At 60.6% G+C, this 25,314-nt stretch carries 24 protein-coding genes; 16 read left to right on the plus strand and 8 right to left on the minus strand.

The genetic code is table 11. From position 1 onward, the window contains the following. Positions 1-66 precede the first annotated feature (66 nt). Positions 67-495 (plus strand): DUF4160 domain-containing protein, encoded by a 429-nt coding sequence (locus tag CRN80_RS13090; protein WP_032895219.1) that lies wholly within the window; start codon positions 67-69, stop codon positions 493-495. Beyond that, positions 492-956, plus strand: coding sequence for a DUF2442 domain-containing protein (locus tag CRN80_RS13095; RefSeq protein ID WP_098950307.1), 465 nt, complete (start codon positions 492-494; stop codon positions 954-956). Before CRN80_RS13090 ends, CRN80_RS13095 begins: the two co-directional genes overlap by 4 nt. Positions 957-1,070: 114 nt before the next feature. Here the strand turns inward: CRN80_RS13095 and trmA are convergent, their stop codons facing one another. Beyond that, a complete protein-coding gene (gene trmA, locus CRN80_RS13100) occupies positions 1,071-2,150 on the minus strand; it encodes a tRNA (uridine(54)-C5)-methyltransferase TrmA (protein WP_098950308.1) in 1,080 nt (359 codons plus the stop codon). Then, on the minus strand, positions 2,147-3,442 hold the full coding sequence (locus tag CRN80_RS13105) for an NCS2 family permease (protein WP_003194342.1): 1,296 nt from the start codon (positions 3,440-3,442) through the stop codon (positions 2,147-2,149). Before CRN80_RS13105 ends, trmA begins: the two co-directional genes overlap by 4 nt. 188 nt (positions 3,443-3,630) lie before the next feature. Between CRN80_RS13105 and CRN80_RS13110 the strand changes: the two genes are divergently transcribed. The 4 genes from CRN80_RS13110 to CRN80_RS13125 all read left to right on the plus strand — a co-directional run bounded on the left by CRN80_RS13110 (position 3,631) and on the right by CRN80_RS13125 (position 7,864). Then, positions 3,631-4,077: a DUF4879 domain-containing protein gene (locus CRN80_RS13110; protein ID WP_098952607.1), complete on the plus strand. Its 447-nt coding sequence runs from the start codon at positions 3,631-3,633 to the stop codon at positions 4,075-4,077. A gap of 96 nt (positions 4,078-4,173) precedes the next feature. After that, on the plus strand, positions 4,174-4,698 hold the full coding sequence (locus CRN80_RS13115; protein WP_032895224.1) for a (2Fe-2S)-binding protein: 525 nt from the start codon (positions 4,174-4,176) through the stop codon (positions 4,696-4,698). Next, positions 4,695-5,684 carry a xanthine dehydrogenase family protein subunit M gene (locus CRN80_RS13120; RefSeq protein ID WP_020301733.1) on the plus strand — a complete coding sequence of 330 codons (990 nt, stop codon included), beginning with the start codon at positions 4,695-4,697 and terminating at the stop codon, positions 5,682-5,684. Before CRN80_RS13115 ends, CRN80_RS13120 begins: the two co-directional genes overlap by 4 nt. Then, on the plus strand, positions 5,681-7,864 hold the full coding sequence (locus CRN80_RS13125) for a xanthine dehydrogenase family protein molybdopterin-binding subunit (RefSeq protein WP_098950309.1): 2,184 nt from the start codon (positions 5,681-5,683) through the stop codon (positions 7,862-7,864). Before CRN80_RS13120 ends, CRN80_RS13125 begins: the two co-directional genes overlap by 4 nt. A 129-nt stretch (positions 7,865-7,993) precedes the next feature. Here CRN80_RS13125 and CRN80_RS13130 read toward each other — a convergent pair whose 3' ends face one another. Next, positions 7,994-9,232, minus strand: coding sequence for an MFS transporter (locus CRN80_RS13130; protein ID WP_032895226.1), 1,239 nt, complete (start codon positions 9,230-9,232; stop codon positions 7,994-7,996). Between the two features lie 316 nt (positions 9,233-9,548). On the opposite strand from CRN80_RS13130, the gene CRN80_RS13135 reads away from it, so the two are divergent. The 3 genes from CRN80_RS13135 to CRN80_RS13145 are packed head-to-tail and all read left to right on the plus strand — an operon-like array spanning position 9,549 to position 12,174. Beyond that, positions 9,549-10,988 carry a cytochrome ubiquinol oxidase subunit I gene (locus CRN80_RS13135; RefSeq protein WP_003194330.1) on the plus strand — a complete coding sequence of 480 codons (1,440 nt, stop codon included), beginning with the start codon at positions 9,549-9,551 and terminating at the stop codon, positions 10,986-10,988. A gap of 1 nt (position 10,989) precedes the next feature. After that, on the plus strand, positions 10,990-11,997 hold the full coding sequence (cydB, locus tag CRN80_RS13140; RefSeq protein ID WP_098950310.1) for a cytochrome d ubiquinol oxidase subunit II: 1,008 nt from the start codon (positions 10,990-10,992) through the stop codon (positions 11,995-11,997). 12 nt (positions 11,998-12,009) lie between these two features. Further along, complete coding sequence (locus CRN80_RS13145; RefSeq protein ID WP_003194328.1) at positions 12,010-12,174, plus strand: DUF2474 domain-containing protein; 165 nt, start codon at positions 12,010-12,012, stop codon at positions 12,172-12,174. A 130-nt stretch (positions 12,175-12,304) separates the two neighbouring features. On the opposite strand, the gene CRN80_RS13150 is transcribed toward CRN80_RS13145, so the two are convergent. After that, positions 12,305-13,429: a class I SAM-dependent methyltransferase gene (locus CRN80_RS13150; protein WP_003194326.1), complete on the minus strand. Its 1,125-nt coding sequence runs from the start codon at positions 13,427-13,429 to the stop codon at positions 12,305-12,307. 140 nt (positions 13,430-13,569) lie between these two features. Continuing rightward, positions 13,570-14,280, minus strand: coding sequence for a LuxR family transcriptional regulator (locus CRN80_RS13155; protein ID WP_032895231.1), 711 nt, complete (start codon positions 14,278-14,280; stop codon positions 13,570-13,572). A gap of 446 nt (positions 14,281-14,726) precedes the next feature. On the opposite strand from CRN80_RS13155, the gene CRN80_RS13160 reads away from it, so the two are divergent. Beyond that, positions 14,727-15,503, plus strand: a complete 777-nt coding sequence (locus CRN80_RS13160) for a ferredoxin--NADP reductase (RefSeq protein WP_056792028.1) — start codon at positions 14,727-14,729, stop codon at positions 15,501-15,503. Positions 15,504-15,545: 42 nt separating this feature from the next. Here CRN80_RS13160 and mscL read toward each other — a convergent pair whose 3' ends face one another. Beyond that, the gene (gene mscL / locus CRN80_RS13165; protein ID WP_019818024.1) at positions 15,546-15,962 is read right to left on the minus strand and encodes a large-conductance mechanosensitive channel protein MscL; all 417 of its coding nucleotides are present in this window, start codon (positions 15,960-15,962) and stop codon (positions 15,546-15,548) included. Positions 15,963-16,249: 287 nt separating this feature from the next. Between mscL and katB the strand changes: the two genes are divergently transcribed. The 3 genes from katB to radA are packed head-to-tail and all read left to right on the plus strand — an operon-like array spanning position 16,250 to position 19,791. After that, positions 16,250-17,791, plus strand: a complete 1,542-nt coding sequence (katB, locus tag CRN80_RS13170) for a catalase KatB (protein WP_098950311.1) — start codon at positions 16,250-16,252, stop codon at positions 17,789-17,791. A 57-nt stretch (positions 17,792-17,848) separates the two neighbouring features. Next, on the plus strand, positions 17,849-18,388 hold the full coding sequence (locus CRN80_RS13175; RefSeq protein ID WP_032895235.1) for an ankyrin repeat domain-containing protein: 540 nt from the start codon (positions 17,849-17,851) through the stop codon (positions 18,386-18,388). Between the two features lie 35 nt (positions 18,389-18,423). Next, on the plus strand, positions 18,424-19,791 hold the full coding sequence (gene radA / locus CRN80_RS13180) for a DNA repair protein RadA (RefSeq protein WP_003194313.1): 1,368 nt from the start codon (positions 18,424-18,426) through the stop codon (positions 19,789-19,791). 128 nt (positions 19,792-19,919) lie between these two features. Here the strand turns inward: radA and CRN80_RS13185 are convergent, their stop codons facing one another. Next, positions 19,920-20,288 (minus strand): PilZ domain-containing protein, encoded by a 369-nt coding sequence (locus CRN80_RS13185; protein ID WP_094774581.1) that lies wholly within the window; start codon positions 20,286-20,288, stop codon positions 19,920-19,922. Between the two features lie 174 nt (positions 20,289-20,462). Here CRN80_RS13185 and CRN80_RS13190 point away from each other — a divergent pair, with 174 nt between their 5' ends. The 3 genes from CRN80_RS13190 to yjiA all read left to right on the plus strand — a co-directional run bounded on the left by CRN80_RS13190 (position 20,463) and on the right by yjiA (position 23,858). Then, positions 20,463-22,529, plus strand: a complete 2,067-nt coding sequence (locus CRN80_RS13190; RefSeq protein WP_003194310.1) for a carbon starvation CstA family protein — start codon at positions 20,463-20,465, stop codon at positions 22,527-22,529. A gap of 15 nt (positions 22,530-22,544) precedes the next feature. Beyond that, entirely contained in the window at positions 22,545-22,742 is a 198-nt protein-coding gene (locus CRN80_RS13195) for a YbdD/YjiX family protein (RefSeq protein WP_003194308.1), read from the plus strand. A gap of 156 nt (positions 22,743-22,898) precedes the next feature. Then, a complete protein-coding gene (gene yjiA / locus CRN80_RS13200) occupies positions 22,899-23,858 on the plus strand; it encodes a GTPase (RefSeq protein WP_098952608.1) in 960 nt (319 codons plus the stop codon). A 126-nt stretch (positions 23,859-23,984) separates the two neighbouring features. On the opposite strand, the gene glyA is transcribed toward yjiA, so the two are convergent. Next, complete coding sequence (gene glyA, locus CRN80_RS13205; RefSeq protein ID WP_003194304.1) at positions 23,985-25,238, minus strand: serine hydroxymethyltransferase; 1,254 nt, start codon at positions 25,236-25,238, stop codon at positions 23,985-23,987. Positions 25,239-25,314 lie beyond the last annotated feature (76 nt).

A 25,314-nucleotide genomic window follows, 5' to 3' on the forward strand; every position in this document is an offset into this window, starting at 1 on the left:
AGCCGGTTGTCGGGTGGCAGAGGGAAATTGTTACCTGGCGGAAAATAACCTAACGGATGGGTTACGATGAGGGTAGGTGCTTACAAAGGCTATGTCATTTCGGTGTTTTTCAGGGATGAGCATTGCCCGCCCCATGTGCATGTCAGGGGCAAGGGATGGGATGCACGGTTTCGTTTCAGTTTCCTGGATGGGGAAGTTGAGTTGTGGGACGTAGAGCCTGAACGGAGGCGGCCACCCCTAGCACTTCTGAAAGAGATACGAGGGGCGATCATGCAGCGGCACTACTTGGCACGGGCACGCAGGATTTGGTGGGAAAAACTGCAGACGGTTTGCCTGGAGAATCATTCCTGGAATTGGGACGCTGGCGAGTTGGTCGCGGGGTTGGTCATTCGACAAGGTGTCTACGTCATCGCGAGCGCCAGGCACGACGTCGTAGCGCAACGGACAATTTTGAATCTGGTAAGAGCGCCAGATTGCGTGGGGATTAATTTATGAAAATCATAAAAGCCAAAGTCACACCTTATGTACCTCTCACTGAAGCCGACGTTGACAAGGCAATCGCCCGTGGGCGCAAGTTGAAACGTCTGTACGCCAACGCCAGCAACGTGCGTTATGAAAACGACAGCCTCTCCATTGGCTTCAGCGATGGCAGCCGCGTCGTGTTGCCGGTGGCTGGCCTGCCGGAGTTCGAAGGGTTTTCAGCGCAGGATTTCCAGCAGTTGGAAGTGACGTTCGGTGGCAAGGCGATTAGCTGTGAGGCGCAGGACCTGGATGTTTCCATCACTGGCCTGATCGCTACAAGCCAGCCGCTGATGGACCTGGCAACCAGCCTGGTGGCATCGCGCAATGGCCGCAAAAGCAGCGCGGCCAAATCCGCAGCGGCTCGCGCCAATGGCAAGAAGGGTGGCCGGCCACGCAAGGAAGTCCCGCAGCCCCCAGAGACAACGGACACTTGAATAAACGGTAGGAGCGAGCTTGCTCGCGAAAAACCCACAGGCACCGCGTTCATCCAGGAAGCACGCGTTATCGTTGACGTTTTTCGCGAGCAAGCTCGCGCCTACCCTGCAGGTTTATCGGCGGGTCAGCAACACACCCGATTCCATATGGTGCGTCCACGGGAACTGGTCAAACATTGCGCACTGGGTAATCCGGTGCGTGTCGTGCAACTGCGCGATGTTCGCCGCCAGCGTCTCCGGGTTGCAGGAAATGTACAGGATATTGTCGAAGCGCCGGGTCAGCTCGCAGGTGTCCGGGTCCATGCCGGCGCGGGGCGGGTCGACGAAGACGCTACCGAACTCGTAGCTTTTCAGGTCGATGCCGTGCAGGCGGCGGAATGGGCGCACTTCATTCAAGGCTTGGGTGAGTTCTTCGGCGGAGAGACGCACCAGGGTGACGTTATCCACGCCATTCTCATCCAGGTTGCTCAAGGCCGCATTCACCGAGGTCTTGCTGATCTCGGTGGCCAGCACCTTGCGCACGCGGGTCGCCAGCGGCAAGGTGAAGTTGCCGTTGCCGCAATACAGCTCCAGCAAGTCGTCCGGGCGATCGCCCAAGGCTTCATAGGCCCAGTTGAGCATCTTCTGGTTCACCGTACCGTTGGGCTGGGTGAAGGCGCCTTCGGGCTGGCGGTAGCTGAAGGTGCGGCCACCGACGTCGAGTTTTTCCACCACGTAGTCCTGGCCGATCACATCGCGCTTGCCCTTGGAGCGGCCGATGATGCTCACATTCAGTTCGGCTGCCAGCTTGTTCGCAGCAGTGTGCCAGTGCTCGTCCAGCGGGCGGTGATAGCACAGGGTGATCATCGCGTCGCCGGCCAGGGTGGTGAGGAACTCCACCTGGAACAGCTTGTGGCTCAGGGCAGCGCTGGCTTGCCAGGCGGCCTTGAGTTGCGGCATCAACTGGTTGATGCGCTGGCTGGCGATGGGGAATTCTTCGATGAGGATCGGCGTGCGCTTGTCCTCCTGGGAGAACATCGCGTAGTGGCGCTCGCCGCCTTCGCGCCACAGGCGGAACTCCGCACGCAGGCGAAAGTGCTGCAGCGGCGAGTCGAAGACCTGCGGCTCGGGCGCGTCGAACGGTGCCAGCAGGTCACGCAGGCGCGTGACCTTGTCTTGCAGTTGAGCGGTGTAGCTTGCGGCGTCAAAAGTCATGCGTTGAACCAGCCCAGCTTGATCACAAACAGGATCGACAGGATCACCAGCGCCGGGTTCAGCTCACGGTAGCGGCCCGAAAGCAGCTTGATGGCGGTCCAGGCGATGAAACCGAAGGCGATGCCGTTGGCAATGGAGTAAGTGAAGGGCATCGCCAGGGCGGTGATCACCACCGGCGCTGCCACCGTAATGTCGTCCCAGTCGATTTCGGCCAGGCCTTGGCTCATCAACACCGCCACAAACAGCAAGGCTGGCGCGGTGGCGTAGGCCGGTACGCTGGCGGCCAGTGGCGAGAAGAACAGCGCCAGCAAAAACAGGATCGCGACCACGATGGCGGTCAAGCCGGTACGGCCACCGGCGCTCACGCCTGCGGCCGATTCGATGTAGCTGGTGGTGGTCGAGGTACCCAGCAGGGAACCGGCCATGGCGGCGGTACTGTCGGCAATCAGCGCACGGCCCATTTTCGGCATATGGCCGTCCTTGCCCATCAGGCCGGCGCGCTTGGCGACGCCGATCAGGGTGCCGGAGTTGTCGAACAGGTCAACGAACAGGAAGGCGAAGATCACGCTGACCAGGCCGATGTCCAGCGCGCCCTTGATATCCAGCTGCAGGAAGGTCGGGGCCAGAGACGGCGGTACCGAAGTCACGCCGATGAACGGCGTGAAGCCCAGGACGATGGAAGCGACGGTCACCGCCAGGATGCCGATCAGCACTGCGCCGCGTACGGCCAGGGCTTCCAGCGCGACGATCAGCACGAAACCCAGGGTGGCCAGGATCGGTGCCGGTTGTTTCAGGTCGCCCAGGCCCACCATGGTCGCTGGGTTGCTCACCACGATACCGGCGTTATGCAGGGCGATCAGCGCCAGGAACAGGCCGATGCCGGCGGCAATCGCCGAGCGCAGCGGCAGGGGGATGGCGTTGATGATCCACTCACGAATGCGGAAGATCGACAGCAGGAAGAACAGCACCGCCGAAATGAACACCGCGCCCAGCGCCACCTGCCAGGTGTGGCCCATGTGGAGGACCACGGTGTAGGTGAAGAAGGCGTTGAGGCCCATGCCCGGTGCCAGAGCAATCGGGTAGTTGGCGATCAGGCCCATCACGGTCGAACCAATGGCCGCCGCCAGGCAGGTGGCGACAAACACCGCGCCCTTGTCCATGCCGGTCTCGCCGAGGATGCTCGGGTTCACGAACAGGATGTAGGCCATGGCCAGGAAGGTGGTGATCCCCGCGAGAATCTCGGTGCGCACATTCGTATTGTGGGCTTTGAGTTGAAACAGCTTTTCCAGCATGCCGGCTCCCTGTGACGCTATTGTGCGTCGTGATTTGTTGACCTCTAAGTCAAAGCACAAACTGCGCCAAGCGCTTGTGGATTCAGAGAGGATCGGAAAAAGCGGCGCATCATACCAGCAGCCGAGGCTGTGTGGCGCATGGGCTTGAGGCATACTGCGCCGACGTTCAACAGCCGGTCATCGACAGCATGAAAAAAGCCAACCCGTGGAGTCTAGCCCTGATCGCCAGTATCGGCCTGTGGCTGGGCGCGGCACCGGCGTGGGGCGCGACTGCACCGGCCTTGAGCGAGGTGCGGGTGTTCAAGGTGGAATCGGCCAACTGCAGCGAAGCGATCCCGGAGCGGGTCAACACCACCCAGATGTGCGAGCACCGCGGGCCCACCAAGGTCTCGGTGATGGAAGTCGGCCTGGGCAACAGCCCCATGGGCCGCTTCAACGGCGCCGAGTTGAATGGGCAACGCACAGCGGTGTGCCAGGTCGGCAACATCAGTGAGGCGTGCAGCGGCGTGGGCACCTTGATGGGCTACATCTATGTGTTCGACCTGAATGTCCAGGCCCAGGGCTGGTTCGAATTCACCAATACCTCGATCAACCCACCGCAAAACACCCTGAAAGCCCAGCTCAATATCCGCTGATCAATCATCTTGAACGCTCAAAAAACCGGGAAGTCGTACCCCTAAGACGGCGATTTTCCTGAACGCCGCGGACGTACACCAACCCGTGAGGTGTTTATGAGCGCGACCCCCAATGGCGCGGCGGCCCAGCCGTTCGTCGCCCACCCGATACGCCTGACACTCAACGGCCAGGCTCGCCAACTGAACGTGTTGCCCTGGACTACCTTGCTGGACTTGCTGCGCGAACAGTTGGACCTGGTAGGCAGCAAAAAAGGCTGCGACCACGGCCAGTGCGGCGCCTGCACCGTGTTGCGTGACGGCAAACGCGTGAATGCCTGCCTGACCCTGGCCGTGATGTGCGACGGTGCCGAGTTGACCACCATCGAAGGCCTGGCCGACGGCGACCAGCTGCACCCCATGCAACAGGCCTTTATCCAGCACGACGCGTTCCAGTGCGGCTATTGCACCCCCGGCCAGATCTGCTCTGCCGTGGGCCTGGCCAATGAAGGCCGCGCCCACGACCGTGCGCAGATCCAGGAATTGATGAGCGGCAACCTGTGCCGCTGCGGCGCCTACAACAATATCCGCGATGCCATTGAAGACGCGCTGCCGGCCTGCCGTCGCCAGGGAGGTGAGTCATGAACCCCTTTCACTACAGCAGGCCGACCGATGTGCAGCAGGCCGTTCAAATGAGCAGCGCCGCCTCGCGCTTTATCGCCGGTGGCACCAACCTGCTGGACCTGATGAAAGAAAACATCAGCCATCCCGAGCACCTGATCGACATCACCGGCTTGCCGCTGCATGACATTCAAGAGACCGCCGAGGGTGGCCTGCGTATCGGTGCGCTGGTGAGCAACGCCGACCTGGCCTGGCACCCGCTGATCGAGCAGCGTTACCCGTTGCTGTCCCAGGCCATCCTCGCCGGGGCGTCGCCGCAGTTGCGCAACATGGCCAGTACCGGCGGCAACCTGTTGCAGCGTACCCGTTGCTATTACTTCTACGACGCCGCGGTGCCGTGCAACAAGCGCCAGCCCGGCAGTGGCTGCCCGGCGCGCAACGGCTTGAACCGTATCCATGCGATCCTCGGCGCCAGTGAACAGTGCGTGGCCACCCATCCTTCGGACATGTGCGTGGCCCTGGCGGCGCTGGCGGCGCGGGTGCATGTAGAAGGACGCGGCGGCGCGCGGGTGATCGAGTTCGCCGACTTCCATCGCTTGCCAGGCGATGCGCCGCAACGTGACAACCAATTGGCCGACGATGAGCTGATCACCGCGATTGAACTGCCCGCCGATCATCTGGCCCGCCACAGCCACTACCTGAAAATCCGCGACCGTGCCTCCTATGCCTTCGCCCTGGTGTCGGTGGCCGCCGCCTTGGAGCTGGACGGTGATGAAATCATCGACGCGCGCCTGGCCTTGGGCGGTGTGGCCCATAAACCCTGGCGTGACCGCGCAGTGGAAGCCTTGCTGATCGGCCGCACGGTCAGCCGCGAAACCTTCAGCGCCGCCGCCGACGCCCTGCTGCAAGACGCCGAACCGTTGGAACACAACGGCTTCAAGGTCAAGCTGGCCCGGCGCGCAATCATTCGTGCCCTGAGCGACGCCGCCGTCGCAGGAGAACAGCCATGAGCGCCATCGGCAAACCCCTGGACCGCGTCGACGGTCTGCTCAAGGTCACCGGCCAAGCGCGTTACGCTGGTGAATTTCCCGAGGACGGCCTGCTGCATGGCAGCGTGGTGTCGAGTTCGATCGCCAAAGGCCGGGTGCTGCGCATCGATGCATCCAAGGCGTTGGCGCTGCCAGGTGTGGTGGACGTGATCCATCACCTCAATCGACCGAAAATCGCCAGCTATGACGAGGCGTTCGCCGATGCCGATGCGGCCGATGGCTCGCCTTTTCGCCCGCTGTATAACGACCGCGTGCTCTACAGCGGCCAGCCCCTGGCCCTGGTGATTGCCGATAACCTCGAACTGGCGCGGCACGCCGGCTCGCTGGTGCAGATCGACTACGCGCCTGAAGCCTTCGAAACCGACCTGCTCACCCAGCAAGCGGCGGCGCACCCGTCGCCCCAGACCCCACCCAAACCGCGAGGCAACTTCGACGCTGAGTGGGCCGGTGCCGCAATCAGTCTGGACTTGCACTACAGCACGCCCATCGAGCATCACAACCCGATGGAACCTCACGCCAGCACCGTGCTGTATCAGCCCGACGGCACCCTGCATATCCATGACAAGACCCAGGGCCCGCAGAACTGCCAGGCCTACGTGCAAAAAGTCTTCGGCCTGGACAAGCACCAGGTGCGCATCTTTGCTGCCTTTGTCGGGGGCGCCTTCGGTTCGGGCCTGCGCCCGCAATACCAATTGCCGCTCGCGGTGATGGCGGCCATGGCGCTCAAGCGCTCGGTGCGCGTTACCCTGACTCGTCAGCAGATGTTCACCTTCGGCTATCGCCCGCGCACCTTGCAGCGCTTGCAGATGGGCGCCGCCGCCAATGGGCGCTTGCTGGCGCTGGGGCATACCGCGATTGGCCAGACGTCGCGCTTCGAGGATTTCAGCGAGCACGTGGTGGAGTGGAGCGGCATGCTCTATCACTGCGACAACGTGCAACTGACCTACAAGCTGGCGCCGTTGGATGTGTTTACTCCGCTGGATATGCGCGCCCCCGGCGCCGCGCTAGGTGTGCTTGGCCTGGAGTGCGCCATGGACGAACTGGCCTGCGCCCTGGCCATCGACCCGGTGCAATTGCGCCTGATCAACTACGCCGAACGTAACCAGAACGAAGACAAACCCTGGTCGAGCAAGGCCCTGCGCGAGTGCTACAGCGAAGGCGCCGAACGCTTCGGCTGGAGCCAGCGCAACCCGGAACCGCGCAGCATGCGTGACGGCCGCCAATTGATCGGCTGGGGCATGGCCGGCGGGGTGTGGGAAGCCATGCAGATGAAGGCCAGTGCCAAGGCCCACATCGATAGCAACGGCAAACTCACCGTCAGCAGCGCCACCACCGACATCGGCACGGGCACCTACACGGTAATGACCCAGATTGCCTCCCAGGCCAGTGGCGTGGCCATGGCCGATATCAGCTTTGTGCTGGGCGATTCGTCATTGCCCACCGCGCCGTTGCAGGGCGGCTCGTTTACCGTCTCGTCCGTCGGCACAGCCGTGCAGCAAGCGTGCGAAGCGCTGAATGCCAGGTTACTGGAGATCGCCCGGCAGACGTACCCGGTATTCAAGGATGCCGATTCGGTTCGGTTTGAAGACGGCCAGCTACACGGCGGTGACGTGAGCGTGTCGTTGGCGCAATTGGTCAAGGACAGCGGTGAAGAGGCCCTGGAGGTACAGGTCGACAGCCAGCCCGACAAGAAGCGCGAGGGTTATGCCAGCGCTACTCACTCGGGGGTGTTCGTCGAAGTGCGGGTGGATGAAGACCTTGGCACCATCAAAGTCAGCCGTGTGGTCAGCGCCATTGCCGCCGGGCGCGTGGTCAACCCCAAGATGGCCCGCAGCCAGATCCTCGGCGGCGTGGTGTGGGGCATTGGCATGGCCCTGCATGAAGAGACCCAGGTGGACCATGAACTGGGGCGCTACATGAACCACAGCCTGGCCGAGTACCACATCCCGGTGAACGCCGATATTGGCGAGATTGATGTGCTGTTTGTCGAAGAGCACGACGAGATCGTCAACGCGCTCGGGTCCAAGGGCGTGGGGGAAATCGGTATTGTCGGGGTGGCGGCGGCGGTGGCGAATGCGGTTTACCACGCCACCGGCAAGCGGGTTCGGGAGTTTCCGATTACCTTGGATAAGGTGCTTTAAAAAAATGTGGGAGCGGGCTTGCTCGCGAATGCGTTGGTTCAGTCAGTGATGTACGGAATGACACACTGCATTCGCGAGCAAGCCCGCTCCCACATTGACTGTATTCCACATCAGGTCGGGCGGTGACGCCTATGGCTTGGTTTCTTCCACCGGCACATGCATGCGATCCCGGTTAGCCAGGGTCGGGAACAGCTTGATCCACACCCCAGTCACCACCAGCGTACCAACCCCGCCCATCACCACCGCAGGCACGGTGCCAAACCAGTGGGCGGTTATCCCGGATTCGAACTCGCCCAATTGATTGGACGCACCGATAAACAGGCCATTGACCGCACTCACCCGCCCGCGCATTTCATCTGGCGTTTCCAACTGCACGAACGACGCACGGATCACCATGCTGATCATGTCCGCCGCGCCCAATACCACCAGCACCGCCAGGGAAAACCAGAACGAGGTCGACAGGCCAAAGGCAATGGTTGCCACCCCAAACACGCCGACGGCGGTGAACATTACGCGGCCCACCTGGCGGTCCACCGAAAAGCGCGCCAGCCATAACGACATCAGCAAAGCGCCCACGGCCGGCGCCGACCGCAGCAGGCCCAGGCCCCAGGCGCCGGTCAGCAGGATGTCCTTGGCGAACACCGGCAACAGCGCGGTGGCGCCGCCCAGCAGCACGGCAAACAGGTCCAGGGAGATGGCGCCGAGAATGTCCGGGCGGCTGCGGATAAAACGAATGCCGGCCAGCAGCGAGTCCAGGGTGGCCTTGGCTTTGTTCAGCGGGGTCTGGCGTGCGGGCAGGTTAAGGGTCAGCACGCAGGCGATCAGGTACAGCGCCACGGTGGGGCCGTACACCCACACGCTGCCAAAGGCGTAGAGCAAACCGCCCACGGCCGGTGCGACGATGGTCGCCAGTTGCTGGGCCGATTGCGAAGCCGCCACGGCGCGGGGGAACAGCGCGCTGGGCACGATGCTCGGCAACAGCGCCTGGGTGGTGGGCATTTCAAATGAACGGGCGGCGCCCAGCAGGAAGGCGAGGATAAAGATCATCTCGCGGGTTACGTTGCCGGTCAGGCCACCGATGGCCAGGGACAAGGCAATCAGCGCCTGCAAGGTCTGGCAGATGGCTGCGACCCGGCGGCGTTCATAGCGATCCGCCACGTGCCCGGTGTGCAGCATGAACAGCACGCGCGGCACGAATTCCACCAGGCCGACCAGGCCCAGGTCCAGCACATTGCCGGTCAGTTGGTAGAGGTTCCAGCCGATCGCCACGGTGAGCATCTGGAAACCGCTGGCGGTAAAGATCCGCGCCAGCCAGAACGCGATAAAAGGGCGGTGGTGACGTAACAGCAACGCAGGTTCACTGGGCATCGGCAATCAGGTCGGCAACGGGAGAAGGGCGAGATTAGCATCAAGCTGTAACAAATAGTTGCAAGAACTGAGCTGAGGCAAGCTGTCACGCGGCAAAAGACCACACAGTCCTACAGCAAAAATGGGACTACTCTTTCAACGATGCTTGATCCAGATCAAAACCTGCCCCGGGATTGTTCTGGTGGTCGAAAGGCCAGATTCCCCACGCGATGGGTAATAAAAGAAACGAATTGAAATTCGCCACACTCCATATCCGTGGGGGCAGTGGGTGCAGGCTCCCAGCCAGCAGCCGGTATTACCTGACAGAGGAAGACTTATGTTCGGTTTGGAGGCGCTAGATCTCGCCCGAATTCAATTCGCGTTCACCATCTCATTCCACATCCTGTTCCCGGCGATCACCATCGGCCTGGCCAGTTACCTTGCGGTACTGGAGGGCTTGTGGCTCAAGACTCATAACGATACCTACCGTGATCTCTACCATTTCTGGTCGAAGATCTTTGCCGTCAACTTCGGCATGGGCGTGGTATCGGGCCTGGTCATGGCCTACCAGTTCGGCACCAACTGGAGCCGCTTCTCGGACTTCGCCGGCGCCGTCACCGGGCCGTTGCTGACGTACGAAGTGCTCACGGCCTTCTTCCTCGAGGCCGGTTTCCTGGGCGTGATGTTATTTGGCTGGAACAAGGTGGGGCGCAAGCTGCACTTTTTTGCCACGGTGATGGTGGCTGTGGGTACGCTGATCTCCACGTTCTGGATTCTTGCCTCCAACAGCTGGATGCAGACGCCCCAGGGCTTTGAAATCATCGATGGCCGCGTGATCCCGACCGACTGGCTGGCAGTGATCTTCAACCCGTCGTTCCCCTACCGCCTGATGCACATGGCCACGGCTGCTTTTGTTGCCACGGCGTTCTTCGTCGGCTCGTCGGCGGCCTGGCACCTGCTGCGCGGCAAGGACAACCCGGCGATCCGCAAAATGCTCTCGATGGCGATGTGGATGGCCCTGATCGTTGCGCCCATCCAGGCGGTGATTGGCGACTTCCACGGCCTCAATACCCTCAAGCATCAGCCGGCCAAAATCGCGGCGATTGAAGGCCACTGGGAAAATATCGGCAACGAGCCCACGCCGCTGATCCTGTTCGGCTGGCCGGACATGAAAGCCGAGAAAACCAAATACGCGGTCGAGATTCCGTACCTGGGCAGCCTGATCCTGACTCACTCCCTGGACAAGCAAGTGCCGGCGCTCAAGGAGTTCCCGCCTGAAGACCGTCCCAACTCGACCATTGTGTTCTGGTCGTTCCGGGTCATGGTCGGCCTGGGGTTCCTGATGATCTTCACCGGTCTGTTCAGCCTGTGGCTGCGCCGGGGCGACAAGATGTACACGTCCAAACCGTTCCTGTACCTGGCGTTGTGGATGGGCCCATCTGGCCTGATTGCGATTCTGGCCGGTTGGTTCACCACCGAAATCGGTCGCCAGCCCTGGGTGGTCTACGGCTTGATGCGCACGGCGGATGCCTCCTCCGGGCATAGCCTGACGCAGATGACCATTACCCTGGTGTTGTTCGTGGTGGTGTACTTCGCGCTGTTCGGCGCGGGCCTGGGCTACATGATGCGCCTGGTGCGCAAAGGCCCCGTGACCCACGACAGTACCGAGCCAGCCCACGGCGGCCCTGGCCAGAAACGCACCCCGGCACGTCCGTTGTCCGCTGCCGACGATGGCAGTGATAACGACCACGACCACATCCAGCACAAGGGGAATTGAGATGGGTATTGATCTTCCGCTGATCTGGGCCGTGATCATCATCTTCGGCATCATGATGTACGTGGTCATGGACGGCTTCGACCTGGGGATCGGCATTCTTTTCCCGTTTATCCCGGGCAAAGTCGACCGTGACGTGATGATGAACACCGTGGCGCCCGTATGGGACGGCAACGAAACCTGGCTGGTACTCGGCGGCGCGGCGTTGTTTGGCGCGTTCCCGCTGGCCTATTCGGTGGTGTTGTCGGCGCTGTACCTGCCGCTGATCCTGATGCTGATCGGGCTGATCTTTCGCGGCGTGGCCTTTGAGTTCCGCTTCAAGGCCAAGGACCACAAGCGTCACCTGTGGGACAAGGCGTTTATTGGCGGCTCGCTGGCGGCGACCTTCTTCCAGGGCGTGGCGCTGGGCGCCTTTATCGACGGCATCCCGGTGGTGAACCGCCAGTTCGCCGGCGGCTCACTGGACTGGCTCACGCCGTTCACGATGTTCTGCGGTGTGGCGCTAATCGTGGCGTATGCCTTGCTCGGCTGCACCTGGCTGATCATGAAGACCGAAGGCAAGTTGCAGGAGCAGATGCACAACCTGGCGCGGCCTTTGGCCTTCGTGGTGTTGGCGGTGACTGGTATCGTCAGCATCTGGACGCCGCTGACCCACCCGGAAATCGCTTCGCGCTGGTTTACGCTGCCGAACCTGTTCTGGTTCCTGCCGGTGCCGATCCTGGTGCTGGTCACCATGTACGGGTTGATCCGCGCCGTGGCACGTAACGCGCACTACACGCCGTTCCTGTTGACGCTGGTGCTGATTTTCCTCGGCTACAGCGGCCTGGGGATCAGCCTGTGGCCGAACATCATCCCGCCGTCCGTATCGATCTGGGATGCCGCCGCGCCGCCGCAAAGCCAGGGCTTCATGCTGGTGGGCACGCTGTTCATCATCCCGTTCATCCTGGGCTACACCTTCTGGAGCTACTACGTGTTCCGCGGCAAGGTCACCCACGAAGATGGCTATCACTAGGAGGGTTGAAACATGTCCAAACCTTCGTTGCACGAGATTGAACAGGCCGAGAAGCAGCCATTGTGGCGGCGCCTGGGGTGGCTGGCGATGATCTGGACCGGCAGCGTGCTGGCCCTGTTCGTGGTGGCCAGTCTGATGCGCATGTTCATGAATGCAGCAGGCCTGAGCACCCACTGACCCCAATACCAATAATGTAGGAGCGAGCTTGCTCGCGAAAAACTCACAGACGCCGCGTTTATTCAGTAAGCACGCGTTATCGTTGGCGTTTTTCGCGAGCAAGCTCGCTCCTACAAGTAAGCAGGGGTTTTTATTTACGCGCTTTGAGGATGACGAACTTGGGTGTGGCCGCTACTTGCTCGACGCCACGGAACAGCCGCGCCAGCTTGCTGTGGTAGCCCAGGTGACGATTACCGACGATGTACAAGGCGCCACCGACCACCAGCGCTTCGCGTGCCTGCTGGAACATGCGCCAGGCCAGGAAGTCACCGACCACTTGTTGTTGGTGGAACGGTGGGTTGCACAGCACCACGTCCAGTGACTGCGGCTCCTGGCCGGCCAGGCCGTCGCCGGCCTGCACGGTGACGTCCCGTTCACCCAAGGCGGCTTGCCAGTTTTCGGCGGCCGATTGCACCGCCATGTACGACTCATCCACCAAGGTGTAATGCGCATCGGGGTTGTGCAGGGCGCTGGCAATCGCCAGTACGCCGTTGCCGCAGCCCAGGTCCGCCACGCGGGCGCTGCCCAGGTTTTTTGGCAGGTGCGGCAGGAAGGCGCGGGTGCCGATGTCCAGGCCTTCGCGGCAAAACACGTTGGCGTGGTTGCGCAACTCGATGACGGGCGCATCCAAGGTATAGCGGGTTGGGTAGGGCGAAACCGCAGCAGGGCGCTGCTCGACGCTGGCGATCAACAGCCGCGCTTTTTTGACCGCCAATGAGGCGTGCATGGGGCCGATGTAACGCTCCAGCAATTCGCCCGCAGCCCGGGGCAAATGCTTGACCATCGCACCTGCGATCACCTCGGCGCCGGGCGCCAGTTGCCCTTGCAGGCGGATCAGTTGTTCTTCCAGCAACGCCAGGGTTTTCGGCACGCGGATCAATACGCGATCGAATGGCCCGGTCGCAAGCTGGCTGGCCGGTATGAAGGGCACGGCATCAAAGGGTTTGCCGTTGCGCACCAGGTTTTTTTCCAGGCCCTGGGCCGCGAGGAACGAGTCACCGCTGGAGGTCACCTGCACCTGGCCTTGAAGGCTGGCCGCCAGTGCGCCGAAGCTGTCATTGAGGACCAGCACGCGGGTGGCGGCAGTAGGCTGCTGCGCGGCGAGGTGGCTGAGCAGGTATTCGTCGGCGGCATCGAAGGCTTGCAGCGGATCATTGTGTTGCTCTGGCTGACGAATCAGGTCGAGCTGGGCGAAAGGGCTGTCAAGCAGGGGCATGGCGGGGCAAGGCTCTGGGTAATCGACGGACCGTCTGAGTGAACGGCGGGGCAACCATGGGAAGCGCACCCTCAACACTCAGAATTGGCCGTAAATGTTACGTTTTTTTCAACGCGATGACATGCGGTGTTTTGCGTAGGTTAAAACAGCCCGGCTTTAGCGGCACGCAGCACCGCCTGGATCTTGTTATGCACGCCCAGCTTCTTGAAGGTACTGCTGATATGAAAGCCCACGGTGCGTTCGGACAGGCAAAGAATCGCGGCAATCTCGGAGGCCGTCTTGCCCATCGCAGACCACTTGAGGATTTCCGTTTCCCGGGCGGTCAATTTGCTGGGCGCTTTGATGTCGGGCGCGTCGGCGTACTTCTGCGCGACGACCGCATGCATCGCGTGGCAAAGCCACAACACCTGGCCGGCTTTTTCGTAAAGCTCTTCAGGGCTGACCTCGCCCTTGCTGCGAACCAGGGTCAGCATGCTGAATACACCCTGGAAATCATGCACGGCTTGGGTCCAGCCTAAATGCACCCCGCAGGACTGGGCCAACTCCCACAACTGGGGGGTGTTGGCAAAGGTTTTTTGCTCCCAGAGAATGGGCAGTACCGAATTTTTGCAGTGGGTTACAACGGGGTCTACATCGAAGTAGTGTGCTTGTTTATAAATGTGGCTCCATTCGTTTGGATAGTTATTGAATAGAATGGGTTTTGTTTGAGTGTCTTGTGACTGGGAGCTCATCGTAAAAGAGCAATATTCGAAACCCAGCTCATAGGTGTGGTTAATCACCATCTCAAACACACTGGTGATTTCACTCTCGCCTTCCAGCTTGGGCAGCCGGGTGTTATGCCAATTGACCATCGGTGACTCTCCATAGGTTTCTGTGTGACTTGGGTACGTCCTGATCTCCCAATGCAACTCGAAAACAAGTGTAGGGGAAGTCCTACAACTGAGTCTGAAAAATATTTTACTTACGGGGTTTGTTTCGCACGCCGGTTTTGTACAAGGCTTGGAGTTTTGTATAAGGGCACTTGGCAGCGGAAGTTTTTTCAACGTTTTTAATGTCTTAAAAACAGTATCAAAATGATGTCGTTGTAAGTGCTGTTTCATCTAGTGAGGTGTTCGGGGTGAATTAATAGCCAAATAATTAGTTCCACTGAGGCGCCCATGGTGTAGCCCCTGGCTGGCTCAAAAACGCGCGCGCCAGCTGCGCGAGCCTTCAGCGATTGCAAAGCCAGTATCAATCATCGGTGTTTGCGCGGTCTGTTTTGAGGGACACTAACGGCCTGTGCAAAACGGAGCCCCCCATGACGGCCAGTGCTGAGAAATTTACCCGCCAGACCCTGCTCGATGTGCAATCGCTGACCCCCAGCCTGTTCACCTTGCGCACCACCCGCGATGCCGGTTTTCGTTTTACCGCCGGCCAGTTTGTGCGCCTGGGCGTCACCAAGGCGGATGGCAGCACCGTGTGGCGTGCCTATTCCATCGTGTCTTCGCCGTTTGACGAGCATCTGGATTTCTTTTCCATCGTGGTCCCCGGTGGTGAGTTCACCAGTGAACTGAGCCGCCTGAAGGTGGGCGATACCTTGCTGGTAGAGCGCCAGGCCACGGGTTTTCTGACCCTCAACCGTTTTGTCGACGGGCGTGACCTGTGGTTGCTGGGAACCGGTACGGGCATTGCGCCGTTCCTGTCGATCCTGCAGGACTTCGAAGCCTGGGAAAAATTCGAGCGCATCATCCTGGTGTACAGCGCCCGGGAAGCCAAGGAACTGGCCTACCAGTCGCTGATCAACACGCTGGGTGAGCGTGAGTACCTGGCCGACTACGCCCACAAGCTCACCTACATTCCCATCGTTACCCGCGAGCTGCATCCGGGCGCGTTGAACGGGCGTATTACGGCCCTGATCGAAAATGGCGAATTGGAGCGGGCCGCCGGCGTGGAGCTGACGGCGCAGGATTCGCGCGTACTGATTTGCGGCAACCCGCAGATGGTCGATGACACGCGCCAGTTGCTCAAGCAGCGGGACATGCAACTGAGCCTGAGCCGACGGCCTGGCCAGGTGGCGGTAGAGAACTACTGGTAGAAAAAAGGCGCCTTACGAGGCGCCTTTTTTTGCATCCGCAGGTTAAAGCGGCTTGTTGTTCTGTGCCTTGAGCAGATCGCGGATCTCGCCCAGCAGCACTTCTTCCTTGCTCGGCGTCGGCGGCAGGCTTGGGGCCACGGCCTCTTCGCGCTTGAGACGGTTGATCGCCTTCACGCCCATGAAGATTGCAAACGCGACGATCACAAAGTCGATGATGCTCTGGATGAACTTGCCGTAGGCCAGCACAACCGCGGGTACATCACCCTGTGCGGCCTTGAGCGTGACGGCCAGATCGGCAAAGTCCACGCCACCGATCAGCAGGCCGATGGGAGGCATTATCACGTCGCCTACAAATGAGGAAACAATCTTGCCGAAGGCAGCACCGATGATGATACCGACGGCCATGTCGACCACATTACCTTTGACCGCGAAGGCCTTGAACTCACTGATCACGCCCATAGGTTATTCCTTGTTACAGTTGAGGAGGGTGGAGGTCAGTGTAATTCAGTCGAACAGCGCTTGCTCGACACAACTGTTAACACTGTCGATTTTTATCGACACATTAAATCGCAAATAGTTTGCAAAGTGCCACCAGTCGCGCGCGAATTACCGGCTATTTCAGCGAGTTACCAGATTATTTTCTTAATCGGACCTGTGGTGTTTTTCTATTTATCTTCTGACTCGCAGGTCACTAGCCTCTGGCAAGCACAACTGAATGTGCATTAAAAAAACCAGAGGAAACCTCGATGAACACTCCAATCAGCCGCAGGCCCGTGTCGGCGCGCCATGCGCTGGCACTGGTGACCGCCAGCCTGCTTTCCCTCTCCGTACAAGCCGCCAACCTGACCCGCGATAACGGGGCCAACGTCGGTGATAACCAGAACTCCCAGACCGCCGGCGCCAATGGCCCGGTGTTGCTGCAGGATGTGCAACTGATCCAGAAGCTGCAGCGCTTCGACCGCGAACGCATTCCAGAGCGCGTGGTGCACGCACGCGGCACGGGCGCCCATGGCACCTTCACCGTGACCGACAACCTCAGCGACCTGACCAAGGCCAAGGTATTCGCCGCCGGTGAAACCACGCCGGTGTTCGTGCGCTTCTCGGCGGTGGTGCATGGCAACCACTCCCCGGAAACGCTGCGGGATCCACGGGGCTTCGCCACCAAGTTCTATACCGCCGAAGGTAACTGGGACCTGGTCGGCAATAACTTCCCCACGTTCTTTATTCGCGATGCGATCAAGTTCCCGGACATGGTCCATGCGTTTAAACCGGACCCGCGCACTAACCTGGACGATGACTCGCGTCGTTTCGACTTCTTCTCCCATGTTCCAGAGTCCACTCGTACACTGACCGAGTTGTACTCGGACTCCGGCACCCCAGCCAGTTACCGCGAAATGGACGGCAATGGTGTACATGCCTACAAGTTGATTAACACTAAAGGTGAAGTGCACTACGTCAAGTTCCATTGGAAGAGCCTGCAGGGCATCAAGAATTTGGATCCAAAACAAGTCAGCGAAGTGCAAGGCCGTGACTACAGCCATATGACCAATGACTTGGTCACGCACATCAACAAAGGCGACTTCCCTAAGTGGGACTTGTATGTGCAGGTGCTCAAGCCTGAAGACCTGGCCAAGTTTGATTTCGACCCACTGGATGCCACCAAGATCTGGCCGAATGTGCCCGAGCGCAAAGTCGGGCAAATGGTGCTGAACCGCAACCCGGCCAATGTGTTCCAGGAAACCGAGCAAGTGGCGATGGCCCCGGCCAACCTGGTACCGGGTATCGAGCCGTCGGAAGACCGCTTGCTGCAAGGCCGGGTGTTCTCCTACGCCGATACGCAGATGTACCGCCTGGGCGCGAACGCCCTGCAACTGCCGATCAACGCTCCACGGGTCACCGTCAACAACGGCAACCAGGACGGCGCGATGAACTTCGGCAAGACCACCACCGGCGTGAACTACCAACCAAGCCGCCTGTTGCCACGCGAAGAGCCACAAACCGCGCGCTACAGCCAGGCGCCGCTGGCGGGCAGCACCCAGCAGGCGAAGATCCAGCGTGAGCAGAACTTCAAGCAGGCCGGTGATCTGTACCGTTCCTACACCAAGAAAGAGCGCGAGGACTTGATCAACAACTTCGGCGGCTCATTGGCCACCACCGATGATGAGAGCAAGCACATCATCCTGTCGTTCCTCTACAAAGCGGATCCGGAATACGGCACCGGCGTCGCCAAAGTCGCCAAGGGCGACCTGGCTCGCGTGACGGCGCTGGCGCAAAAACTGACTGACTGATTCGTTGGTTGCGGTCGGCGCCTTCACGGGCGTCGACCTTTGGCAGGAGAACACCCTATGCGCATCTCTATCGGTTTACTGATGGCCATGCTGGCCTTCGCTGCCCATGCCGAGTCTCCCGACCCGGTGGCGCTCAAGGCGCAGTTGCAGGACTACTATTTCGACGCCGCCCGTCGTGGCGACCTCGACATGCTCAACACCTTCATTGAGTCCGGCTACGGTCTCAATACCCAGGACGACAAGGGTTACACCGCGTTGATCCTGGCTGCTTATCACGGCCAGGGCCCGTATGTGGAGCGTCTGCTCGATGCCGGCGCCGACGCCTGTGTGCAGGATAAGCGCGGCAACACAGCGTTGATGGGCGCCATCTTCAAAGGCGAGCTGAAAATCGCCCAGCGCCTGTTGGCCACCGACTGCAACCCTGACCAACGCAACGGCGCAGGGCAGACCGCCGCCATGTACGCCGGGTTATTCAAGCGCGTCGAGTTGCTGGGGGCGCTGCAAGCCAAAGGCGCCGACCTGAACGCCGAGGACCCGGTGGGTAACAGCGCTTCACGTTTGGCTAATGGCGAAATCCGGACCCCAGCGTCGCGCTGAGCTATCATCGCGGTTTTTCGGTTGGAGGTTCTCATATGGCAAAGGCCAAGCGCATGTACGGCTGCACAGAGTGCGGCGCGACCTTTCCCAAATGGGCGGGCCAGTGCTCCGAATGCGGCGCCTGGAACACCCTGACTGAAACCATGATCGAGAGTGGCGGTGCCGCAGCCCCCACCGGCCGGGCCGGCTGGACCGGGCAACAGGCGCAGATCAAGACCCTGGCCGAAGTCAGCGTCGAAGAGATCCCGCGCTTTTCCACCGCCTCCGGCGAACTGGACCGGGTATTGGGCGGTGGCCTGGTGGACGGCTCGGTGGTGCTGATCGGCGGTGACCCTGGCATCGGCAAATCCACGATCCTGCTGCAAACCCTGTGCAGCATCGCCAGCCGCATGCCTGCGCTGTATGTCACCGGCGAAGAGTCCCAGCAGCAAGTGGCCATGCGCGCCCGGCGCCTGGGCTTGCCTCAGGATCAGTTGCGGGTGATGACCGAAACCTGCATCGAAAGCATCATCGCCACGGCGCGCATCGAAAAGCCCAAGGTCATGGTCATTGACTCGATCCAGACGATTTTCACTGAACAACTGCAATCGGCACCCGGCGGCGTGTCACAGGTGCGCGAAAGCGCGGCGCTGCTGGTGCGTTACGCCAAGCAGAGCGGCACGGCGATCTTCCTGGTCGGCCACGTCACCAAGGAAGGCGCACTGGCCGGGCCACGGGTGTTGGAACACATGGTCGACACCGTGTTGTATTTCGAAGGGGAATCCGACGGTCGCCTGCGCCTGCTACGGGCGGTGAAGAACCGCTTTGGCGCCGTCAACGAACTGGGTGTGTTTGCCATGACTGACCGGGGGCTGAAAGAAGTCTCGAACCCCTCCGCGATTTTTCTCACCCGCGCCCAGGAAGAAGTCCCAGGCAGCGTGGTGATGGCCACGTGGGAAGGCACCCGGCCGATGCTGGTGGAAGTCCAGGCGCTGGTGGATGACAGCCATTTGGCCAACCCACGGCGCGTCACCCTGGGCCTGGACCAGAACCGCCTGGCGATGTTGCTGGCGGTGCTGCACCGGCATGGCGGCATTCCGACCCACGACCAGGATGTGTTCCTCAACGTGGTGGGCGGGGTCAAGGTGCTGGAGACCGCGTCCGACCTGGCGTTGATGGCGGCGGTGATGTCCAGCCTGCGTAACCGTCCGTTGCCCCATGACTTGCTGGTGTTTGGCGAGGTGGGTTTGTCGGGCGAAGTACGCCCGGTGCCGAGTGGGCAGGAGCGCTTGAAGGAGGCGGCCAAGCATGGCTTCAAACGGGCGATTGTGCCCAAGGGCAATGCCCCGAAGGAGGCGCCGCCGGGGTTGCAGATCATTGCTGTGACGCGGCTGGAGCAGGCGTTGGATGCGCTGTTCGAATAATCCGCAACACTGCTGAAACCCTGTGGGAGCTGGCTTGCCTGCGATAGCGGCGGGTCAGCTTACCCATCCTTGTCTGATACACCGCCATCGCAGGCAAGCCAGCTCCCACCCTTGATTCATGTTGCCAGCTAGATCTCCAGCAGGGCGCCCAGCTCGCGCTCCAGCTCTTGCTCATCACCCAGGTTCAACTCAACGAACCTGCGCAAATGGCTGATCGAGTCCAGATCAATGTGTTTGCACACAAAGCCCAATTGCCCAGGATCTTCATGGGTCAGCCGCGCTTGCATCTTTATATGTGTCTTCTGGTCCAGGCGTATGTCGACATCAAAGGGCAGCGCTTTATTCCCCTTCCAGTCGTCCGGTCGTTCCACCAGCAAACCCTTGAGTGATAGATCCAGCAGTTTCACCGGCCATTCGCTGCCGTTTTGCCGAAGTTCGGCCGTGGCATCAAAAGCAATCCGGCGAAAACGGCGACGTTCAGACGCATGCTCGGTCATGGTAAAGCCCTCTGTGAATGGGAGGAGTGTAGCCCCGGGCCATCAGGGGGTGATTATTTCGGCTTTTTTTACCGGTTGAAGGCTCTAGACCAACGTAGGGGGCTGGTCTTTGAGGCCAGTAGCGCTAAACTCGGGCTGGCTGTCCTTTCTGTCCACCCTGGCTGGAATATAAAAATGAAAAATAATAATAGCCTGCTACGCCACTTACCCTGGCTGGTGCTGGCAATTGTAGGAGCGTGCGCCCTGGGCGTAGTGGCCTTGCGCCGCGGCGAGGCGATCAACGCCTTGTGGATTGTGGTCGCTGCAGTGGCCATCTACCTGGTTGCGTACCGTTACTACAGTCTGTTCATCGCCAACAACGTGATGCAACTCGACCCTCGGCGGGCAACCCCTGCGGTGGTCAACAACGATGGTCTGGACTATGTGCCGACCAACAAACACATTCTTTTCGGTCACCACTTTGCGGCGATTGCCGGTGCAGGCCCGTTGGTCGGCCCGGTGCTGGCGGCGCAAATGGGCTATCTGCCCGGCACCCTCTGGCTGATTGCCGGAGTGGTGCTGGCCGGTGCGGTGCAAGACTTCATGGTCCTGTTCCTGTCCACCCGTCGTAACGGCCGTTCCCTGGGGGATATGGTTCGCGAAGAGATGGGCCGCATTCCCGGGACCATCGCGCTGTTCGGCTGCTTCCTGATCATGATCATCATCCTCGCGGTGTTGGCGCTGATCGTGGTCAAGGCCCTGGCCGAGAGCCCATGGGGCATCTTCACGGTGATGGCGACCATCCCGATCGCGATGTTCATGGGCATCTACATGCGCTACATCCGCCCGGGCCGCATCGGTGAAATCTCGATCATCGGCGTGCTGTTGCTGCTGGGTTCGATCTGGCTGGGCGGGCAGATTGCCGCTGACCCGGTGTGGGCCAAGGCGTTCACCTTCACTGGTATCCAGATCACCTGGATGCTGATCGGCTACGGCTTCGTGGCCGCTGTGCTGCCGGTGTGGCTGATCCTGGCGCCCCGCGACTACCTGTCGACGTTCCTGAAAATCGGCACCATCATCGCCCTGGCGATTGGCATCCTGGTCACCATGCCTGACCTGAAAATGCCGGCACTCACCCAGTTCATCGACGGCACCGGCCCGGTGTGGAAGGGCGGCCTGTTCCCGTTCCTGTTCATCACCATTGCCTGTGGCGCGGTCTCGGGCTTCCATGCGCTGATCTCCTCGGGCACCACACCCAAGCTGTTGGCCAGTGAAAGCCATGCCCGTTACATCGGTTACGGCGGCATGCTGATGGAGTCGTTCGTGGCCATCATGGCGATGGTTGCCGCCTCGGTGATCGAGCCTGGCGTGTACTTCGCCATGAACAGCCCGGCCGCCATTGTCGGCACCGACGTGGTTACCGTGGCGCAGACGGTCAGCAGTTGGGGCTTTGCCATTACGCCTGAGGCGCTCTCTGCCGTGGCCCACGATATCGGCGAAACCACCATCCTGGCGCGTGCCGGTGGTGCGCCGACGTTGGCGGTGGGTATCGCGCAGATCCTGCACAGTGTGCTGCCGGGTGAAAACACCATGGCGTTCTGGTACCACTTTGCGATCCTGTTCGAAGCGCTGTTCATCCTCACGGCGGTCGACGCCGGTACCCGTGCCGGTCGTTTCATGCTGCAAGACCTGCTGGGTTCGTTCGTGCCGGCACTCAAGCGTACCGAGTCCTGGACTGCCAACCTGATCGCCACGGCCGGTTGCGTGGCGATGTGGGGCTACTTGCTGTACCAAGGCGTGATCGACCCGCTGGGTGGTATCAACACCTTGTGGCCGCTGTTCGGTATCTCCAACCAGATGCTGGCGGGTATCGCGCTGATGCTGGCGACCGTTGTGCTGATCAAGATGAAGCGTCAGCGCTACATCTGGGTGACCATGTTGCCAGCAGTGTGGCTGTTGATCTGTACCACGACTGCGGGCTTCATCAAGCTGTTCGACGCCAACCCGGCGATCGGCTTCCTGTCGCTGGCCAAGAAGTACAGCGATGCCCTGGCTAACGGCCAGATCCTGGCCCCGGCCAAGAGCATCGACCAGATGCAGCACGTGATCTGGAACGCCTACACCAACGCAACGCTGACGGCGCTGTTCCTGTTCGTGGTGTTCAGCATCCTGTTCTATGCGCTCAAGGTGGGTGTCGCCGCCTGGGGCAACAAAGAGCGTACGGATAAAGAAGCCCCGTTCCAGGCTGTACCAGACGCGTAAACGAGGATTGCAAACATGTTCAATGACATCAGTCGCCTCGGTAAATACCTCGGTCAGGCCGCCCGCCTGATGGTCGGCATGCCCGACTACGACACCTACGTCGAGCATATGCAAACCAAACACCCGGACAAGCCGGTGATGGACTACAAGGCGTTCTTCCGGGAACGCCAGGAAGCCCGTTACGGCGGCAAGGGTGGGCCCAAGTGCTGTTAAGTTGGTAAAACTGCCTTACCTGTAGGAGCGAGCTTGCTCGCGAAAAACCCAAGGACACCACGTGCATCCAGACAGCACGCGTTATCGTTGACGTTCTTCGCGAGCAAGCTCGCTCCTACAGTTGTTTTTGCGTCCCCATTTTTCAGGAGAATCTCTTTGTCCTCTCCCATCCCCGTTACCATCCTCAGCGGCTTCCTCGGCGCCGGCAAGACCACCTTGCTGCGCCACCTGCTCAAAGCCGAGCACGGCTTGAAAATCGCCGTGATCGAAAACGAATTCAGTGACGCCGGTATCGACACCCAACTGCTGGGCGACGAGCCGGTGCAAGTGATGACCCTGTCCAACGGCTGCGTGTGCTGCACCATCCATACCGACCTGACCAAGGCCCTATACCTACTGCTTGAACGCCTGGACAGCGGCGAGATCGCCTTCGACCGCCTGGTGATCGAATGCACCGGCCTGGCCGACCCCGCACCGGTGGCCCAGACCTTTTTCATCGACGAAGAACTGCGCGAGCGCTATATCCTCGACGGCATCATCACCCTGGTGGATGCGGCCCACGCCGAGCATCATCTGACCCAGACCATCGCCCAGGCCCAGATCGGCTTTGCCGACCGCTTGTTGGTGAGCAAGCGCGACCTGGTAGACGACGCCACCTTCGACGCCCTCAGCCAGCGCCTCACCCGCATCAACCGCCGTGCGCCGATTCGCGTGGTAGACCACGGCAAGATTGACCTGGCCGAATTGCTGGATGTGCGCGGTTTCAACCTCAATGCCGGCATGAGCCTGCGCCCGGTCAGTGCAGCGCCTTCGGTCGACCGTATTTCCAGCCTGGTGCTGCGCACCGACCAGCCGCTGGATATCGACCGTCTCAGCGAGTTCATGAACGAACTGCTGGAGGACCATGGCAAGCAACTGCTGCGTTACAAAGGCGTGCTGAATATTGCCGGGGAGGATCGACGCATGGTGTTCCAGGGCGTGTTGAAGCTCTATGGCTTCGACTGGGATACCGAATGGGCCGAGGGCGAGGCGCGCGAAAGTGTGATTGTGTTTATTGCCGATGAGCTGCCGGAAGACAAGATCCGCCAAGGCTTTGAGCGGATCTATCAGGCATAAAAAAGCCCACTTGTAGGAGCGAGCTTGCTCGCGAAGAACTCACAGGCAACGCATGCACCCAAGATGCACGCGTTATCGTTGACGTTTTTCGCGAGCAAGCTCGCTCCTACAGTGGGCTTCTTGGTATTACGCGCCGTATACCGGCAGCTTCTTGCAGATGGCCTTGACCTTCTCACGTACCGCGTCGATCACGGCTTCGTTGTTCAGGTCGGCCAGGATGTCGCAGATCCAGCCGGCCAGTTCCTTGCACTCAGCTTCCTTGAAACCACGGGTGGTCACAGCCGGAGTGCCGAAGCGCAGGCCGGAGGTGACGAACGGCGAACGTGGGTCGTTCGGTACGGAGTTTTTGTTCACGGTGATGAAGGCTTTGCCCAGGGCAGCGTCAGCATCTTTACCGGAAATGTCCTGCTTGATCAGCGACAGCAGGAACAGGTGGTTTTCGGTACCGCCGGACACCACGTCAAAACCGCGCTCGATGAACACGCTGGCCATGGTCTTGGCGTTCTTGACCACTTGCTGCTGGTAGGTCTTGAACTCAGGCTGCAGCGCTTCCTTGAAGCAGATCGCCTTGGCCGCGATCACGTGCTCCAGCGGGCCGCCTTGGGCGCCCGGGAAAACGGCGGAGTTGAGCTTCTTCTCGATCTCGGCGTTGGCACGCGCCAGGATCAGGCCGCCACGTGGACCGCGCAGGGTCTTGTGGGTCGTGGTGGTGACCACGTCAGCGTAAGGCACTGGGTTGGGGTAAACGCCCGCAGCCACCAGGCCGGCCACGTGGGCCATGTCCACGAACAGGTAGGCGCCAACCTTGTCGGCGATTTCACGGAAGCGTGGGAAATCCAGGATCTGCGAGTAGGCAGAGAAACCAGCCACGATCATTTTTGGCTTGTGTTCGACGGCCAGACGCTCAACTTCGTCGTAGTCGATCAGGCCGTTGGCATCGATACCGTACTGAACGGCGTTGTACAGCTTGCCGGAGGACGAAACCGTGGCGCCGTGGGTCAGGTGACCGCCGTGGGCCAGGCTCATGCCCAGGATGGTGTCGCCGCCTTGCAACAGGGCCAGGTACACGGCGCTGTTGGCTTGGGAGCCGGCGTGGGGCTGAACGTTGGCGTAATCGGCGCCGAACAGTTCTTTTGCACGGTCGATGGCCAACTGCTCAACCACGTCGACGTACTCGCAACCACCGTAGTAGCGCTTGCCTGGGTAGCCTTCGGCGTACTTGTTGGTCAGAACCGAACCTTGAGCCTCCATCACCGCAGGGCTGGTGTAGTTTTCCGAAGCGATCAGCTCAATGTGCTCTTCCTGGCGCACGGCTTCTTGCTCCATGGCGGCGAAGAGATCGGCGTCGTACTTGGCAATAGTCAAATCACGGCTGAACATGGCGGTCCTCAAGGATCGGGGGCAGAAAAGGAGGGCATTCTAACCCAATGGGTTTTAGATGGCATATGAAAGGACA

This window comes from Pseudomonas sp. FDAARGOS_380, from assembly GCF_002591235.1.
Classification (GTDB): domain Bacteria; phylum Pseudomonadota; class Gammaproteobacteria; order Pseudomonadales; family Pseudomonadaceae; genus Aquipseudomonas; species Aquipseudomonas salmasensis.

Coding starts and splice junctions, on each gene's coding strand:
- CRN80_RS13090 (WP_032895219.1), top strand. CDS start 67: ATGAGGGTAGGTGCTTACAAAGGCTATGTCATTTCGGTGTTTTTCAGG.
- CRN80_RS13095 (WP_098950307.1), top strand. CDS start 492: ATGAAAATCATAAAAGCCAAAGTCACACCTTATGTACCTCTCACTGAA.
- trmA (WP_098950308.1), bottom strand. CDS start 2,150: ATGACTTTTGACGCCGCAAGCTACACCGCTCAACTGCAAGACAAGGTC.
- CRN80_RS13105 (WP_003194342.1), bottom strand. CDS start 3,442: ATGCTGGAAAAGCTGTTTCAACTCAAAGCCCACAATACGAATGTGCGC.
- CRN80_RS13110 (WP_098952607.1), top strand. CDS start 3,631: ATGAAAAAAGCCAACCCGTGGAGTCTAGCCCTGATCGCCAGTATCGGC.
- CRN80_RS13115 (WP_032895224.1), top strand. CDS start 4,174: ATGAGCGCGACCCCCAATGGCGCGGCGGCCCAGCCGTTCGTCGCCCAC.
- CRN80_RS13120 (WP_020301733.1), top strand. CDS start 4,695: ATGAACCCCTTTCACTACAGCAGGCCGACCGATGTGCAGCAGGCCGTT.
- CRN80_RS13125 (WP_098950309.1), top strand. CDS start 5,681: ATGAGCGCCATCGGCAAACCCCTGGACCGCGTCGACGGTCTGCTCAAG.
- CRN80_RS13130 (WP_032895226.1), bottom strand. CDS start 9,232: ATGCCCAGTGAACCTGCGTTGCTGTTACGTCACCACCGCCCTTTTATC.
- CRN80_RS13135 (WP_003194330.1), top strand. CDS start 9,549: ATGTTCGGTTTGGAGGCGCTAGATCTCGCCCGAATTCAATTCGCGTTC.
- cydB (WP_098950310.1), top strand. CDS start 10,990: ATGGGTATTGATCTTCCGCTGATCTGGGCCGTGATCATCATCTTCGGC.
- CRN80_RS13145 (WP_003194328.1), top strand. CDS start 12,010: ATGTCCAAACCTTCGTTGCACGAGATTGAACAGGCCGAGAAGCAGCCA.
- CRN80_RS13150 (WP_003194326.1), bottom strand. CDS start 13,429: ATGCCCCTGCTTGACAGCCCTTTCGCCCAGCTCGACCTGATTCGTCAG.
- CRN80_RS13155 (WP_032895231.1), bottom strand. CDS start 14,280: ATGGTCAATTGGCATAACACCCGGCTGCCCAAGCTGGAAGGCGAGAGT.
- CRN80_RS13160 (WP_056792028.1), top strand. CDS start 14,727: ATGACGGCCAGTGCTGAGAAATTTACCCGCCAGACCCTGCTCGATGTG.
- mscL (WP_019818024.1), bottom strand. CDS start 15,962: ATGGGCGTGATCAGTGAGTTCAAGGCCTTCGCGGTCAAAGGTAATGTG.
- katB (WP_098950311.1), top strand. CDS start 16,250: ATGAACACTCCAATCAGCCGCAGGCCCGTGTCGGCGCGCCATGCGCTG.
- CRN80_RS13175 (WP_032895235.1), top strand. CDS start 17,849: ATGCGCATCTCTATCGGTTTACTGATGGCCATGCTGGCCTTCGCTGCC.
- radA (WP_003194313.1), top strand. CDS start 18,424: ATGGCAAAGGCCAAGCGCATGTACGGCTGCACAGAGTGCGGCGCGACC.
- CRN80_RS13185 (WP_094774581.1), bottom strand. CDS start 20,288: ATGACCGAGCATGCGTCTGAACGTCGCCGTTTTCGCCGGATTGCTTTT.
- CRN80_RS13190 (WP_003194310.1), top strand. CDS start 20,463: ATGAAAAATAATAATAGCCTGCTACGCCACTTACCCTGGCTGGTGCTG.
- CRN80_RS13195 (WP_003194308.1), top strand. CDS start 22,545: ATGTTCAATGACATCAGTCGCCTCGGTAAATACCTCGGTCAGGCCGCC.
- glyA (WP_003194304.1), bottom strand. CDS start 25,238: ATGTTCAGCCGTGATTTGACTATTGCCAAGTACGACGCCGATCTCTTC.